At 52.5% G+C, this 14,815-nt stretch carries 14 protein-coding genes; 11 read left to right on the top strand and 3 right to left on the bottom strand.

Going from position 1 to position 14,815, the window contains the following annotated elements; translation table 11 throughout:
• Positions 1-13: 13 nt before the first annotated feature.
• Together LH23_RS18460 and LH23_RS18455 are read left to right on the top strand one after the other, a co-directional pair.
• Positions 14-907, top strand: coding sequence for a 3-hydroxyacyl-CoA dehydrogenase family protein (locus tag LH23_RS18460; RefSeq protein WP_039294326.1), 894 nt, complete (start codon positions 14-16; stop codon positions 905-907).
• The gene (locus LH23_RS18455) at positions 900-1,661 is read left to right on the top strand and encodes an enoyl-CoA hydratase-related protein (protein WP_039294323.1); all 762 of its coding nucleotides are present in this window, start codon (positions 900-902) and stop codon (positions 1,659-1,661) included. The genes LH23_RS18460 and LH23_RS18455 overlap by 8 nt, the downstream gene beginning before the upstream one ends.
• A 42-nt stretch (positions 1,662-1,703) precedes the next feature.
• Here the strand turns inward: LH23_RS18455 and LH23_RS18450 are convergent, their stop codons facing one another.
• Both LH23_RS18450 and hutC read right to left on the bottom strand, forming a co-directional pair.
• A complete protein-coding gene (locus tag LH23_RS18450) occupies positions 1,704-2,258 on the bottom strand; it encodes a HutD family protein (protein ID WP_039294321.1) in 555 nt (184 codons plus the stop codon).
• The gene (hutC, locus tag LH23_RS18445; RefSeq protein ID WP_008454147.1) at positions 2,255-3,016 is read right to left on the bottom strand and encodes a histidine utilization repressor; all 762 of its coding nucleotides are present in this window, start codon (positions 3,014-3,016) and stop codon (positions 2,255-2,257) included. Before hutC ends, LH23_RS18450 begins: the two co-directional genes overlap by 4 nt.
• A 107-nt stretch (positions 3,017-3,123) precedes the next feature.
• Here hutC and LH23_RS18440 point away from each other — a divergent pair, with 107 nt between their 5' ends.
• From LH23_RS18440 to LH23_RS18400, 9 genes are all read left to right on the top strand, one after another.
• A complete protein-coding gene (locus LH23_RS18440) occupies positions 3,124-4,491 on the top strand; it encodes a formimidoylglutamate deiminase (RefSeq protein ID WP_039294319.1) in 1,368 nt (455 codons plus the stop codon).
• A gap of 92 nt (positions 4,492-4,583) precedes the next feature.
• A complete protein-coding gene (locus LH23_RS18435) occupies positions 4,584-5,291 on the top strand; it encodes an SDR family oxidoreductase (protein WP_039294316.1) in 708 nt (235 codons plus the stop codon).
• Positions 5,292-5,378: 87 nt separating this feature from the next.
• Entirely contained in the window at positions 5,379-6,842 is a 1,464-nt protein-coding gene (locus LH23_RS18430; RefSeq protein WP_039294313.1) for a hypothetical protein, read from the top strand.
• 103 nt (positions 6,843-6,945) lie between these two features.
• Positions 6,946-7,824, top strand: coding sequence for a cycle-inhibiting factor (locus tag LH23_RS18425; protein WP_081946128.1), 879 nt, complete (start codon positions 6,946-6,948; stop codon positions 7,822-7,824).
• Positions 7,825-7,970: 146 nt separating this feature from the next.
• Complete coding sequence (locus tag LH23_RS18420; protein WP_039294310.1) at positions 7,971-8,606, top strand: carbonic anhydrase; 636 nt, start codon at positions 7,971-7,973, stop codon at positions 8,604-8,606.
• A 205-nt stretch (positions 8,607-8,811) separates the two neighbouring features.
• Entirely contained in the window at positions 8,812-9,213 is a 402-nt protein-coding gene (locus LH23_RS18415) for a DUF6515 family protein (RefSeq protein ID WP_008454157.1), read from the top strand.
• A gap of 332 nt (positions 9,214-9,545) precedes the next feature.
• The gene (locus LH23_RS18410; RefSeq protein ID WP_039294308.1) at positions 9,546-10,982 is read left to right on the top strand and encodes a purine-cytosine permease family protein; all 1,437 of its coding nucleotides are present in this window, start codon (positions 9,546-9,548) and stop codon (positions 10,980-10,982) included.
• 316 nt (positions 10,983-11,298) lie between these two features.
• Positions 11,299-11,817, top strand: a complete 519-nt coding sequence (locus tag LH23_RS18405; protein WP_039294303.1) for a hypothetical protein — start codon at positions 11,299-11,301, stop codon at positions 11,815-11,817.
• Positions 11,818-12,461: 644 nt separating this feature from the next.
• Positions 12,462-13,757 (top strand): hypothetical protein, encoded by a 1,296-nt coding sequence (locus LH23_RS18400; RefSeq protein ID WP_039294302.1) that lies wholly within the window; start codon positions 12,462-12,464, stop codon positions 13,755-13,757.
• Positions 13,758-13,889: 132 nt separating this feature from the next.
• Here the strand turns inward: LH23_RS18400 and LH23_RS18395 are convergent, their stop codons facing one another.
• Complete coding sequence (locus LH23_RS18395) at positions 13,890-14,714, bottom strand: WYL domain-containing protein (protein ID WP_156108060.1); 825 nt, start codon at positions 14,712-14,714, stop codon at positions 13,890-13,892.
• Between the last annotated feature and the right edge of the window lie 101 nt (positions 14,715-14,815).

The raw sequence follows: 14,815 nt of genomic DNA, 5'->3' as shown, positions 1-14,815 counted from the left end.
GCGGAGAACGCAAATGGTGCAAATAAAAAAAGTGGCGGTGATTGGGGCCGGAACGATGGGCGCGCGCATCGCCGTGGTGATGGCACGTGCGGGCTACCGCGTTAGCTTGTGGTCGCGCTCTGAGCCTACGCTCGATAAAGCGCGGGCTATTGTGGCCACCCTCGGCGCTGGTGAAGCCGTAGAGTTCACCACCTCCTTTGAGGCTTGCCTGAGCGACGCTGACCTGGTGTCTGAGAACGTTGCCGAAGACGTGGCGCTCAAGCAACGCGTGCTGAGCGATGTTGAACGCCTGGTGGGCGAGCATTGCGTGATCACAACCAACACTTCAAGCGTGTCCATCACGCTGCTGGCCTCGGCCTTGAACCAGCCGCAGCGGCTGATCGGCATGCACTGGTTTAACCCGGCGGATACCATGCCGATGATCGAGATTGTGCGTGGCGAACAGACCGGGAATGACATCTGCCAGCGCGTGCGGGACATCTGCCAGCAACTGGGGAAAGAGACGATAGTCGTTAACCAGGATATTCCGGGCTTTATTATCAACCGGCTGCAGTACGCGATGCTGCGTGAGGCGCTTTACCTGGTGGATGCCGGGATCGGCTCCGTGGAGGACGTCGACCGGGCGGTGCAGCGCACGCTGGCGCCCCGCTGGGCGGCAATGGGGCCGATGAAGCTAATGGATTTTGCCGGGCTGGACACGGTAGAGAAAGTGGCCGGTATTTTACTCCCCGAGCTGGATAACAGCAGTCAATTGCCTGCATGGCTGAAAGCCAAAGTCGCCGACGGTAAGCTAGGCGCGAAAAGTGGGGAGGGCTTCTATGCGTGGACCGCAGAGACCGCCGCAGCCGGAATGCGCCACCGGGATGACATCGTCCGGCAGCTGACAGGGGGAGAGAAGCATGAGTGATATTCTTTCTCGCGTTGACGGCGCGGTTGCGTTGGTGACGCTCAACCGGCCACAAAAATACAATGCGCTTACGGCTGAGATGCTTGATGAGCTGCTCGGCACCTTAACCGAGCTGGACGGGCGACCAGACGTCAGGGCGATCGTTTTGCTTGGCTCCCCCAAAGCGTTTTCTGCCGGGGCGGATACCGGCACGCTGGCGTCTGCTTCAGCGACAACATTATGGCGCAGCGGGTTCAGCGAGAAGTGGGATCGAGTGGCGAGCATTGAAACGCCGCTGATTGCCGCCGTGTCTGGCTACGCCCTCGGCGGTGGCCTGGAGCTGGCGCTGCTGTGCGACATTATTATCGCCGATTCAAACGCCGTCTTCGGCCTGCCGGAAAGCCACATCGGGATTATTCCCGGGGCGGGCGGAACGCAGCGCCTGGTGCGCGCCGTGGGCAAATCGCTGGCGATGGATATGCTGTTAAGCGGCAGGAGAATCGACGCACAGGAAGCGCTGCGTGCCGGGCTTGTTAGTCGCGTAACGGATGCGTTGGAAGAGCAGGCGCTAGTGCTGGCCACTCAGGTGGCAAAAGCCGCGCCGCTTGCCGCGATGATGATTAAAAAAGCCGTGGCGGCCAGCTACGAAATGCCGCTGAGCGCGGGCGTGGCCTACGAGCGCTCGCTTTCTGCGTTAATCGCCGACAGCGAAGACCGGGCGGCGGGTCTGGCGGCGTTTAAAAATAAGCAATCACCCGAGTTTAAAGGGCGATGAAGTGAAATAACGTTGAAACCGGCAGCCAGTCTGCCGGTTTTTTTATGCCGAAAGGGTGACGCGGGCGAAGAGGGATGAAGCAGAGGAAACCACTCTGACCGTGGCCGGGGCGCTAATTAACAGGCTGTCGTAGTGTTGTAATACCTGGCGTTCACCGTTGACCTCAACTTCCAGAACGCCACCGGCATTAAACAGCAACTGCGTACCTTGCTGGTGCGCCCAGGTGCCTTCCCGCAGCCAGCTTACCGTGGCTTGTGTGGTTTCTGCTTTATAGATGACGTTAAAGTCCAGCAGCGGTCCGCCGACAATTGCGCAGCTGACTGCGCTGTCGCCGCTAAAATCCGTGGCCCGGAACGGCGGAATAAGCGCGCTTTGTTCACCGTCGACGGTGAGATACATGCCTTCGCCTTCCAGCACGCTGATATTGCGCAGATAGCCTGAAAAAAGAGAGAAGGGGCCGTCCTGGCGGATGGTGGCCACCGAAATGCGCCAGGCGTAGTTATCCGTGGCCGGGAAACGATAAATTTCCCGCGTCACGCCCTGGCCGTTTTTCCAGAGCATTTCCGGGCACTGCTCATAGGGCAGAAGCTGGATCATTTATGCATGCTTCCTTCGAGGCGGTAGCGTGAGCCAGGGTAAACCAGGCGCACGCTGGTGACGATTTTTTTGTTCTGGCGCCCGGTCCAGGTGCGACGATTGACCTGCAGGCAAGGCGTGTGTTCGTCGATTTCCAGATACGCGCACTCTTCGCGAGGCACGTTCACTGCCTCAATAATATGTTCGCCTTCAACGATGGGCGCGATGGACGAAAGGTAGGCGTTGGGCGTGATGCGAGTGAAATCCTGCTGGAAGTAATCCGGCACGATCAGCGAGTTCACCAGGCGATCTTCCAGCATCACCGGGACGCCGTTTTCGTAGTGGCAAATCAGCGAGTGGAACAGGCGGCTGCCTTTGGGTAAGTTGAAGGCCATGGCCTGCTGCGCGTCAGCATACACCTGGGTCAGCTCCAGCACGCGGGCGTGATGGCGGTGGCCGCGGCTGGCAATTTCGTCGGCAATGTTATTGATTTCGAGCAGTGCGGACTGCCCGCGCACTTCGGCGACGAAAGTCCCGATCCCCTGCATACGCACCAGCAGACCTTCGGCGGTCAGCTCGCGCAGGGCGCGGTTGATGGTCATGCGGCTGTAGCCAAACTGATTCACCAGTTCACTTTCGGAGGGAACCCGGTAGTTTACTGGCCACAATCCACTATGAATATTGGTCTTAATAATGATTTTGACCCTTTCATAATAGGGAGCTGGCTGGTCCAGATTGTCGGTCTCTGCCGCTGCTTTAAAAACGTCGTTTTGTGCCATTCATCATTCCTCGCCCGGGTATCCTTTAAAGTTTACTCTACCCCTATTTGGATGTATATATACATGCATGTATATACAATTGATTAACATCAAACCGGGGTGCTGATATGGCGGTATATTTCGCGGCAAAAGCGCTTCTGCCGCAGGGCTGGGCGGAAAATGTCAGAGTGGGCGTTTCGCCCGAGGGCGTCATTCAGTCAGTGGCAGCTGACAGCATGCCGAATGAAGGCGATATCCGCCTGGACGGTGTTGTCGTGCCGGGGATGCCGAACCTGCATTCGCACGCTTTTCAGCGGGCGATGGCGGGGCTGACGGAAGTGGTTGGCGACCCGGCAGACAGCTTCTGGACGTGGCGGGATCTAATGTATCGTCTGGTGGGCAAAATCACCCCGGAGCAGCTGGAGATCATCGCCAGCTATCTGTATATCGAAATGTTGAAAGCCGGCTATACCTCAGTGGCCGAGTTTCACTATCTGCATCACGATGTGGACGGCAAAGCCTTCGCGCAGCCTGCGGAACTGGCGCTGCGCGTGGCTCAGGCAGCAAAAAATGTCGGCATCGGCCTGACGCTGCTCCCGGTGCTGTACACGTATTCCGGTTTCGGGGGGCAGCCCGCATCGGCGGGGCAGCGCCGCTTTATTAATGACACCGACAGCTACCTGAAACTGTACGAGAGCATTGCCACGGCGCTTGCCCCGGAGCCGATGCAGCGTGCCGGATTGTGCTTCCATTCGCTGCGCGCCGTGACGCCGGAACAAATGCATCTTGTGCTGGCGAGCCAGACGCAGCCTCAGCCGGTACATATTCATATTTCCGAGCAGCAGAAAGAGGTGGCGGACTGCCTCGCCTGGTCCGGGCTGCGTCCCGTCGAGTGGCTGTATGACAATATGCCCGTCGATGAGCGCTGGTGCCTGATTCATGCCACCCATATCACCGAAAGCGAAACCCGGCTTATGGCTGATTCTGGCGCAGTCGCCGGGTTGTGTTTGACGACTGAAGCTAATCTTGGGGACGGCATTTTCCCAGGCCAGGCGTTTTTGCAGCAGGGTGGCAACTGGGGCATTGGCTCCGACAGCCATATCAGCGTCAGCGTCAGCGAGGATTTACGCTGGTTTGAATACGGCCAGCGGCTGAATAACCGCCGCCGCAATTTGCTTCACCTTAAAGCGGAGCCGTATGTCGGCAATGTGCTTTATCAGGGGGCGCTGCGCGGCGGACGCATGGCGCTGGGGCAAAATATTGGCGAGCTGGCCGTTGGGGCGAGAGCCGACTGGCTGGTGCTGGACGGCAACGATCCGTTCCTGGCGACGGCGAAAGATAGCGAGCTGTTGAACCGCTGGATTTTTGCCTGCTCTTCTAACCCAATCAAAGACGTTATGACCGGCGGGAAATGGGTGATACGCGAAGGGCGGCACGAGAAAGACGCGGAGATCAAAGCAGGTTTCGCGCAGGTGCTGAAGCAGTTAACGCGTTAGTTACCCGGTGAAAATGCATATCCGCTATTGAGCTATCTGCCTACGGGATTTCAGGTTGTAATGCTGGCCTGCAAGTTCACGAGGAGAAAATCATGACCCATGCGCGTTATGCCATTTTGGGCGGCAGTTCTGGTATCGGGCTGGCGCTCGCCCGCAAGTTGACGTCTCGCGGAGACAGCGTGCTTATCGGTGGGCGGTCAGAGGAAAAACTGCAGGCGGCATTGGCGGAACTTGGCAAACATGCCGCAGGCAAAACGGTGGACGTGACCGATCGCTTGTCTCTCCGGGCTTTCTTTTCGGATGCCGGGCCGCTGGCGGGGTTGTTTACTCCGGCCGCATCTTATCAAACCGGGGATTTTCGCGACGGCGATGCCGCCACGTCGGAAGCGCTGTTTCAGGCAAAATTCTGGTCACAATATTGGGCTGTCTACGAAGCGCTTCCTGGTCTGCATGCCTCCTCTGCAGTGGTGCTGATGTCCGGCGCGGCGTCCGCCCGGCCCATTGGTGCTCCCGCTTATGCTGCCTGCAACGCGGCGCTTGAGGGACTGGCGCGGGGGCTGGCGGTGGAGCTGAAGCCGGTTCGAGTCAACTGCCTGTCGCCGGGCACTACCGATAGCGAACTTTGGCGCAATCGCCCGGCTGACGTGCGCGAATCGGCCTACCAATATTGGAACAGCCTGGCGTTAAATGGCCGCCCGGGGCACGTAGATGAGCAGGCTGCAACGGCGCTTTTTCTACTGGATAATCATAATATTACCGGCAGCACTATCTATTGCGATGGCGGCTATACGCTGCGTTAACCACGTTTATCCGTGGATGCTTTTTCACTCAAGTTAACCCCACTCAGGCCGATATTTACTGCAGACCAACATAATGGGATGAATTAAATGACAGGTCCGATTGGCAGCATTGGCATTTCTGCTCCCTTAATGGGAGCAAATATTACGGCAAAGGTTAAAGCTCCTGTGGTTCCCGCCCCGGCGATCCAGGCCTCAACGCGCGTCACCCTCAGCGGCGCGAGCGACAGCATCAACGCTGTTTACTCGTTCGGTGCCCAGAAACTTAGGGCGAATACGCCCGCAGGCAACAGCAGTTTGTCCGCGCTGATGGGGGCTACCCTTTCGCAACCGGGTTCTGTCTCGTTCCAGGGGCTGGGTAAAGAGCTTCTGCAGGCGCTGAAAGATAATCCGAAAGGCTTCTCTCTGGCGGTTGCCTCGCCTGCGGCCGCCGCCGTAGATGGCGACGTTGTGCAGGACAAAGACAGCGCGGTCGCACTGAATATCGAAACACAGAGCGGCGTTAAGGTCAGCATTTCGTTATCCCGCCAGTCTGAAGGCCTGGTTGCGCAAGTCCAGACCAGCGGCGGTGACCTGACCGACGATGACGTGGCGGCGATCTCGGGCCTGGCGGATGGCTTCCAGAACGCGCTTGATGGCCTGTCGCAGCAACCTCCGGCGATAAAAATCGATGGATTGCTCAACGTTAACAGCAAGCTGTTCAAGTCTGTGGAACTGAATACCGATGTCAGCCAGGCCGGCAACTCAATTCAGTCTCTGAGCTTCCAGAGCGACAGTACGCAGCGCGCGTTAAGCTACAAAGACGGCGACGCCACGTTTAACCTGACCACTGACCTCAGTAACCCGGGAACGTTGGGCAGCAAAAGCCAGCAGGCTCAGGCGCTCTCCGCCTATGAGAAACAGCTGGATGGGGCCGGATCTCGCGGCCACGCGAACAAAGCCCAGCTTGCCCTGTTTAAAAATGCCTTCCACGCCTTAAACAGCGATTACGGCTCAAACGAGGCGAAAACTGGAGGGGTACAGCAAAGTATCACCGTCTCTACAGAGGATAAGGCTCGCGCTTACCTGAGCGGGCTGGCTGACTTTACCGCCTCCTTCAAGCAGGCGGATTCGGCCTCTAACCCTTACAAGCCTGAGGAAAACGACAGTTTTTCCTATGACTTTAGCCAGACGACCCAGGCCACCACCGACAGCCGGGGTGACCTGAGCAAACTGGTTCAAAGCACGAGGGCTAGTCTCAAGGCCAGCTATCATGAGTCGCTGCTCTCTGGCGGGAAACTCGATCTCACGGGGCAGAAATCGTCGCAAAACTACACTTATCATGTGATCAGCGAAGAAACGTCAACCCGGACGACGCTGGAGTTCAAAAAGGGCAACCTGGCGAGCGTGGAAACCAGCCGCGCAACCCATAACGCCGAGTATGTTCAGACTTACGTTGCGGCGCGTTTGACCGATGAGAAACGTACCCCGTTTGATAAAGACGAGACGAAGAAGGTCAATCTGCTGGCGGAGAATGTAAACCTGAAATCAACCAATCCATTGAATCTGAAATAGTCCTGTCACCCACGCTTCGGCGTGGATTTTTTATCTCTGTAGGGAACCTGCGCGCCAGCGCTACCACTCAGCCTCAATTGCCCAACGAGTGGAATACCCTCCGATGAGAAACATCCTTAATACGTTCCGTCCTACACAGTCCGATCCGCGCTTGCAGGCACAAAGCGGCCAGTCGAGCCGCACCTCCAGAACGTCGGCCACGGCTTCGTCGTCCCGCAGCGTGAATAACCCGTCCACCCGCCTGGTGCAGGATTTTGCGAAGCTAAGCGGCAAAAACCTGAGGGCTAACGTGCTGCTTAACAGCGATGACAATTCGGTGCCGATTCATCACAAAAGCCCTTCGGCGCTGCTGAAGGCGATAGACGATAATATCTCAAATACGGCCAGAGACTGGGGAATGCCAAAGCATGAAGTTGAGGCGATGCTGGGCAGCAGCAAGCGCATAAACGAGCCTGTTTGCGGCGTTACGGCGAATAACGTGATGAAGCTTTTCCTCGACACTGACCATTTCAGCTACGCTTTTGAACACGGGCGTACAATGTCGTTACCTCAGCTTCAGCAGCAGCTTGCCAATTTACCCGCTCACAAACATTTTATTTTGCGTGTGAACGATGCAGGTATGGGCCATGCCTACGTGATTGATCTGCCGGCGAGTGCAAAACCAAGACGCGACGCGTTCCTGTATCAGTCGGATTTAGGGGACGGGGCGACTCGCCCGCTGCGCCTTGATGACTGGATGAGCAAGAAAGCCTCGCATCCGGTATCGCTCAACGACATCAACACGCATTTTATGAATATGGCGAACGGACGAATCGATCCCGGGCATATTGCGAAGCTATTCGACGTTGACAGTAACCCGAATATGCTGCGCCCGGAACGGCTGGATCTACAAAAGAATCAAGGTTTTAATTTTCAACTAGCGGAATACGATCCGGCTAATCTGGAGAGAAACGTTTCGGCGATTAAAGCCCGATGTGGCTAAGTATTTGCTGCCGGTCGCAGGGAATAAATCCATGGTTGATGTGGATTTATTCCGGTTTGTCGGCAGAGAAAAAGCGGCGTTGGGGCTGGACTAACTCAATGTGATCTCTATCATGTCGGGGTCACTACAGAACAAGAGAACGTGCTATGCAACATATCATCGAAGGTTTTCTTAACTTCCAGAAAGAGATTTTCCCGCAGCGCAAAGAGCTCTTTCGCAGCCTGGCGTCCAGCCAAAATCCTAAAGCGCTTTTTATTTCCTGTTCCGACAGCCGTCTGGTGCCGGAGCTGGTTACGCAGCAAGAACCTGGGCAGCTCTTCGTTATTCGTAATGCCGGCAATATCGTGCCTTCTTTCGGCCCGGAGCCGGGCGGCGTTTCTGCGACCATCGAGTACGCGGTTGTTGCCCTTGGCGTGACCGATATTGTGATTTGTGGGCACTCTAACTGCGGCGCGATGAAAGCAATCGCCTCCTGCCAGTGTCTGGACCCGATGCCAGCTGTTGCACACTGGTTGCACTATGCCGATGCGGCAAAAGCGGTAGTGGAAAAGAAAACCTGGAACAACGAGACCGACAAGGTCAACGCCATGGTAGAAGAAAACGTTATTGCTCAGCTGAACAACATTAAAACGCATCCTTCCGTTGCGGTAGGGCTGCGTAACAATGGCCTGCGCCTGCACGGCTGGGTTTATGATATCGAAAGCGGTGAAATCCGTACCCTGGATAAAAACAGCAAGACCTTTATCTCCCTGGCGGATAACCCTGACGTTTGTTTCGAATAAACTCACGCCAGCGTTCTTGCAGATAAAAAAATCCACGCTTTGCGTGGATTTTTTACATCTATGGATAAATAAAGACGCCAAAACCAGGATTGTGGAGATTTCACGGATTTACTTTCCCTATACGGAAAAGCCTGAGGCGGCGGGATTATAATCGACATAAAGCGGGCTAAAGCTCGCGTTCAGCCGCAGGTCAGGAGAGTTTAAGATGAAAAAGTATCTGTATGTGTTGGCAATGTCTGCGCTGATTGTTGTGCCGTCCCTGGCGCAGGCGCGCCCTGGCCCCTGGTTTGGTCATGGCCCAGGATTCTGGTCTGGCCCGCGTTATTATCCAGGGCCACATTATTTCTATGGTGGGCCGCGTTTGACCGTATTACCTGGGCTTGCCACGGCCATTATCGTTGGCGGTCTGACCTATTATGTGGTCAATGGGATTTACTACCAGCGTCAGGGGGCGGAATACATTCGCGTAGAGACGCCGTCCAGCATCAATTCTGGCGTCAGCGTGCTGGATTACAACGGTAAGCGCTATTACGTGCGCAACGGGAGCTATTACCAGAAGGATATTAACGGCAACTATTTTGAAGTGCCTCGCCCCGCCGGGCTGTAACCCCCATTTTTGCGGCCTGTATAGCAGGTAGCCAGATAAGAAACCCACCGTCAGCGTGGGTTTCTTTTGGCATTCATTGACGCCTTAATTTCCCGCTTTTGCTTAACGCCTATCCTCCCGTCAATGCCCGGGCTGGCCTTCCTACACTCGCTAACCATCAGTTTTTCGTATTGGTACATCTACACATCAATTTGGTTACATAAAATCTACAACTTAGTTCGCAAATTCATTATCAGCAGGGTGTGGTTTACGCACATTGCTTGTATATACATGAGTGATCATTTGATGTGCGATGGGTTTTCCGGCGTTTAATCAGGTTTAGCGAGGTCGTTATGTCTTCCTTTTCATCCACAGAAGAACAGTCAAAAAAGGGCTCACGTCTCAGCGAGACCCGATCTATCGATTACATCCCGGACGGCGAACGTCACGGGCATCCGTTTAGCCAGTTTACCCTTTGGTTTGGCGGCAATTTGCAGATCACCGCGATTGTCACCGGCGCACTAGCCGTTGTACTGGGGGGCGACGTTGTCTGGTCGCTGGTGGGGCTGTTTGTGGGGCAGATTCTGGGGGCATCGATCATGTCCTTCCACGCTTTGCAGGGGCCGCGTCTTGGCTTGCCGCAGATGATCATCTCCCGGGCGCAGTTTGGCGTTTACGGGGCTGTCATTCCGCTGGTGCTGGTCTGCATCATGTATATCGGGTTTTCCGCCAGTGGTACCGTCCTGGCGGGGCAGGCGATGGCGCATTTGCTGTCCATCAGCGATGTCAGCGGCATGATCCTGTTCAGCGCCATTATCATCGTCATTGCCGTGCTCGGCTATCGCGTTATCCATAAGCTCGGGAAGGTCGCCAGTATTGTCGGCGTGCTGGCTTTTGCCTGGCTGTTTGGCTCCTTGTTGTTCAATACCGATCTCACGGCTATCCTGCAAAATAACCATTTCTCTATGCCGATGTTTTTGCTGGCGGTGTCGCTGTCCTCTTCCTGGCAAATTGCCTTTTGCCCCTATGTTTCCGATTACTCGCGCTATCTGCCGCGAGACGTGTCTGGCCCGAAGGTGTTTTTCTCGGTGTTTAGCGGCACCGTGCTGGGGACTCAGGCCTCGATGACGCTGGGCGTTATCACCGCGGCCATAGCCGGGAGCGCCTTTTCCGGGCACGAAGTTGGCTATATTGTGGGGCTGGGTAAAACCGAAACCATGGCGATGCTGATTTATTTTGCTATCTGCTTCGGCAAAATTACTTTTACCACGCTGAACGCCTACGGCAGCTTTATGTCGCTGACCACCATTGTGTCCGGGTTCCGCAAGCAGGTAACCCTGAGTCAGAAGAACCGCATTCTGTTTGTGGTGCTGATGGTGGCGGCCTCATGCATCATTGCGCTGCTTAGCGAACCGGCATTCCTGAAACATTTCACCCACTTCCTGCTGTTCCTGCTGGCCTTCTTTGTACCGTGGAGCGCGATTAGCCTGACCGATTACTTCTTTATTTCGTCCCGAGCCGTAGATATTCCCGCGCTGTTTGACGCCGATAAGCGCTATGGCCGCTGGAACCTGTTTGGCATAGGGGTTTATATCGTCGGGGTGCTGATTCAACTGCCGTTTATTGAGAACCCGCTTTTCCACGGCTCGCTGACGTGGCTCTTCGAAGGCAACGATGTGTCGTGGATTATTGGCTGGTTTGGCACCGCAGCACTCTATTACGGGTTACACCGACTGGATAAACGCATTCTACCGGCGGCGACGGTTTACCCGAACAGCGCGGCTCGCTGATTGTTCTTTGTTTAAAGAAAATCCACGCCTGAGCGTGGATTTTTTTATTGTCAGGTTATTCATTATGTTTATAAATTGTTCAGTTTATACTGACTATATATGCTGTGCTTTAGTGCCGTGTTGATTTGTGTTGGTAAGAATTTGGGGGGGGTTATTAAATGCTATACCTTAGAAGCATGATAAAAATCAGTTATGATAATGCTGTCTGTATCAGATTTTAGTTTACTAATAACCAATCGTCTGGCTAAATAAAAAAATACAGATAGTGATGTTATAAAATCTTTCACTTAACTCAAATTAATATAACGGTTCAGAAATGTATAAAGAAATTATAGCTACTGGAATAGCGACAATACTTCTTAGCGGATGCACTGCTGGTTTCCGGCCTGCACTTGAAGACTATAAAGGTGCCGATGCAGCCCGTATACGCGCCGATACTATGGGTAACACAGCATTACAGTTCTATGAAAAGCAGGTTAGCGGCTGTTATAAAAAGGTACTAGAAAGACGTATCACTTCTGGTTTTGCCCTTATGGGGATCCCGGTAACGGGTAACAAGAGGCTTGCAGGCATGCCCGCATCTCAAAATGTAAGCGGTCCATTTATAAATGAGTTTACGATTAAGCCTGGGCAATTGATCAATGTTGTACATTATGCGAGCACCTGGACGTATGCCGATTTTATTCCCCAGGCTAACCATAACTACGATATAGTAGTCACTGGTTCCTTATATGCTGGCGATTTTGTTTCTGTCAAAGACATAGATACCAGTGAAAAAATTGTCAACTGGAAGTCTAAAGATATCAAACTTTGTCCTGATAGTGTTTTTGACTGATAAGAACGACCATGATTGGATGATATAGATATATGCATGACACAGGACCTTTCAGGATATAAATGTCAGTGATATGAACCTGACCGTTTATCTATAATGAATTTTAGTAGAGTGCTCCTGTGAATATTTAAATCTATTCGCTTAACTAATTCTGTGCCTAATTTAGATTAAGTTTAAAAGTTTCACTTAATGCATTATAAAAAAATCCACGCCTGAGCGTGGATTTTTTATGGCTGAAGAGAAAGGCTTAGACGTTGAACCGTAATTTTATTGTTATATTATTGATATTTAACATTTTTATTTTTATTAACTAATCTTGTACTCATATTCGTACTCACTTTGGCTGATGCTACCAGCTGAGGCCAGTTATCACAGCTACAGCCAATTCTTGTTCACCCGGATTGTGTGGTACGACTTTTCTTTATCAATGAATTGTTTTGATGGGATTGTCGAGTATTCAATAAGTGGAAGTGTAGTTGTAAGCACTTTCACAGGAATATATCTTATTTGACAGAGAGATTTTTGCTGGTAACGGGCATTTCGAACGCGATTGATACGTCAATCGATGGAGAGCCCGGCCAGAGTCCTTTCAATGACCAGCAGGCAAAGATTTCTGATAATTTTAGCCAAAGAAGGGTAATGTGATGTCAGATATTAATCCACAGGATGCTGCACATATTTTCCCCCAAGATCGGGAAGCGCTGTATCACTTGGTCTGGCGTGAGCCTGCGGAGCGTATAGCTGCCCTGTATGGCATTAGTACGGATTTACTGGCGAAACAATGCAGTGAAATGCGTATACCTAGGCCGCTTGCGGGTTACTGGAAAGCGCTGGCGAAAGGGGTTGCACCTGCAATCCCCGAGCTACCAGCTCTGAAAAAGGATAAGGTGGTGAAGGCGCTTGAGAATAGCAACCCACCAGTGCAACCTTCCACCACTGCGTTACCAAAACCAGTACTTTCCGTAACCCGAAAGCAAGCTCCTGTTACAGGGAATGGCTATGGGTTAATAAATGATCTTAAAACGTATCTGCCGGCCTCCTCGGTTACAGAAGATGGCTATTACAAGCCTACGAAAAAGAAATTATTGGATCTCAACGTTTCTGATACGGGATTTGATAGTGCGATAGAGTTCCTGAGTAGATTCTTTGATGCCCTGGGAAATAAGGGATACCGGGTTACGTTGGATGCACCGGGAGAAAGGCTACATCGTGCGGATATTGATATTAAGGAAGATTCGAAAGAGGGTGGGTATCGCAGGGGCAATCTATGGCGGCCTTATACGCCAAGTATTATTTGTATTGAGGATATGTACTTTGCGTTTAGTCTTGCTGAAATGACGGAGTATGTTCCAGCGAAAAAAGTCAAGAATCGCTATGTACGTGACGAACAGATGGGGAGATGGATACGGGGAAGAAATAGTGAACCTTTTCTTCACGTATCGAAACATACCTTGCCTACTGGGCGATTTCTGTTGCAGCTTTACTCACCTTATACTTCCGCAAAATGGTTACTTCAGTTCCGGCAGACAAAACAATGTGGATTAATTAGTCAGATCCCTAAGATGATTTCGGCAATGCAACAGGCTGTTCCGTTAATTTCAAAGCAACTAGAACAGGGCAGAATTGAAGCTGAGGAGTGGCGCATTCAGCGTGAGCGGGAACAAGCCATATACTTGGAAAAGAAGCGGATAGAGCAGGCGGAGGAAGCGTGTAATGCCAGTCGTACTGAGCTGAAATCCATTATTGCCCAGTGGGCAGAAGACAAACGGCTGGAGCAGTTTTTTTACGAAGCAGAGATGGATGCAGCAATGCTTGATAACCAGCAGAAGATACAGGTCATGGAACGCCTGCAACTTGCCCGTCAGTTCCTGTCTGACGATACGGCAATTGAGCGGTTGTTGAAGTGGAAAACACCAGGAGAGTGGTTAAACAAAGGATGAGTCTATTTCCTCGTCACGGTGTTAAATTAATGTGGATTGAACCTGATAACCCAAAGCCGACATTTGGCCCGGATCGGCCAACTTAGCTCTGAGATACTTCGAATATTCTACAGAACTTTTTCTTACTAGAAATCAACTTGGGTCAAATCCGAGTTCGTGGGCAAGTTTATTTGAGTCAGTTATGAAGGCAAATACTGGCCAAGCCTTAGGATTTTCATTAACAGCAAGATTGTATTCAGCTTCACTTGCAGGAATGCGATTGTCGATCAGAAAATAACCGATTAGCGGTTTGCGAAGCGCGAACCGTTTGGTGATTCCATCCTGATCCAACTCATAATCGATCACGATTAATGCCTGCTGATCTTGGCTGAGGTGTGGATTAGGCCTCAGCTCAAGTTCGATCATCTGCTCCCACTCAGTATCAGGATTAGGTGGGACACCTCTACAACGTTCAAAGGCAGGTGCATTATCGCCCCAGTTCTGCGTGTTTTTCGAGGGTTTAACTACTTTTGGGGTGTTTTTGAAACGACCAATGAGAAAATCGCGATACGCCATATTATCCCAACAAAAAGCGCGTACGTGGTAACGGTTATTAACGAACGCGATAGCCGTGGGTGTTAGCCGTCGGCTACGTCCTTTAGGTGAATTCATTGTTGCTACTACAGCTTCAATAGACTGCTGGTGCTCAATGGCCGAGAGTAATCGTGCCAGAACACGCAAATTATGATGGCGTAACAGCATGGGCATTTCAGTGGCGTGTGCAGTTATGGGCGGCGCGAACTCTTCAATGGCCTGCCACTGCAAATCTGCCTTGGATAATAACACCGGCTCAAACCCGTCAGTAGGTTGATAGTAGGGAATACCCAACTGATATGGCTTTAGCGCCTTAGGCGAGAGTTGCTGGTAAAGCTTTATATCTTTCTGAGCCTGAGGGCGTGAGATACCAAAGGTTTCCATCAGCATGGTCGTTGTTAGCCGACGCTCCCAGAGCAACTGACGCTCAATGTAACACAAACGCAGCCACTGAGGGTGCGAGTATGCCCCAGTCTCTAGCCGCT

It is taken from the genome of Cedecea neteri, from assembly GCF_000758305.1.
In the GTDB taxonomy this organism is placed as follows: Bacteria; Pseudomonadota; Gammaproteobacteria; order Enterobacterales; family Enterobacteriaceae; genus Cedecea; species Cedecea neteri_C.
The sequence above is the reverse complement of the archived record's forward strand: the minus strand, read 5'-3'. Positions and strand labels throughout refer to the sequence as shown.

What these genes read in the sequence shown, in the direction of transcription:
- LH23_RS18405 (WP_039294303.1), top strand. Translation starts at nt 11,299, where the DNA reads ATGTATAAAGAAATTATAGCTACTGGAATAGCGACAATACTTCTTAGC.
- LH23_RS18455 (WP_039294323.1), top strand. Translation starts at nt 900, where the DNA reads ATGAGTGATATTCTTTCTCGCGTTGACGGCGCGGTTGCGTTGGTGACG.
- LH23_RS18395 (WP_156108060.1), bottom strand. Translation starts at nt 14,714, where the DNA reads ATGGAAACCTTTGGTATCTCACGCCCTCAGGCTCAGAAAGATATAAAG.
- LH23_RS18400 (WP_039294302.1), top strand. Translation starts at nt 12,462, where the DNA reads ATGTCAGATATTAATCCACAGGATGCTGCACATATTTTCCCCCAAGAT.
- LH23_RS18410 (WP_039294308.1), top strand. Translation starts at nt 9,546, where the DNA reads ATGTCTTCCTTTTCATCCACAGAAGAACAGTCAAAAAAGGGCTCACGT.
- LH23_RS18435 (WP_039294316.1), top strand. Translation starts at nt 4,584, where the DNA reads ATGACCCATGCGCGTTATGCCATTTTGGGCGGCAGTTCTGGTATCGGG.
- LH23_RS18460 (WP_039294326.1), top strand. Translation starts at nt 14, where the DNA reads ATGGTGCAAATAAAAAAAGTGGCGGTGATTGGGGCCGGAACGATGGGC.
- hutC (WP_008454147.1), bottom strand. Translation starts at nt 3,016, where the DNA reads ATGGCACAAAACGACGTTTTTAAAGCAGCGGCAGAGACCGACAATCTG.
- LH23_RS18440 (WP_039294319.1), top strand. Translation starts at nt 3,124, where the DNA reads ATGGCGGTATATTTCGCGGCAAAAGCGCTTCTGCCGCAGGGCTGGGCG.
- LH23_RS18430 (WP_039294313.1), top strand. Translation starts at nt 5,379, where the DNA reads ATGACAGGTCCGATTGGCAGCATTGGCATTTCTGCTCCCTTAATGGGA.
- LH23_RS18450 (WP_039294321.1), bottom strand. Translation starts at nt 2,258, where the DNA reads ATGATCCAGCTTCTGCCCTATGAGCAGTGCCCGGAAATGCTCTGGAAA.
- LH23_RS18420 (WP_039294310.1), top strand. Translation starts at nt 7,971, where the DNA reads ATGCAACATATCATCGAAGGTTTTCTTAACTTCCAGAAAGAGATTTTC.
- LH23_RS18415 (WP_008454157.1), top strand. Translation starts at nt 8,812, where the DNA reads ATGAAAAAGTATCTGTATGTGTTGGCAATGTCTGCGCTGATTGTTGTG.
- LH23_RS18425 (WP_081946128.1), top strand. Translation starts at nt 6,946, where the DNA reads ATGAGAAACATCCTTAATACGTTCCGTCCTACACAGTCCGATCCGCGC.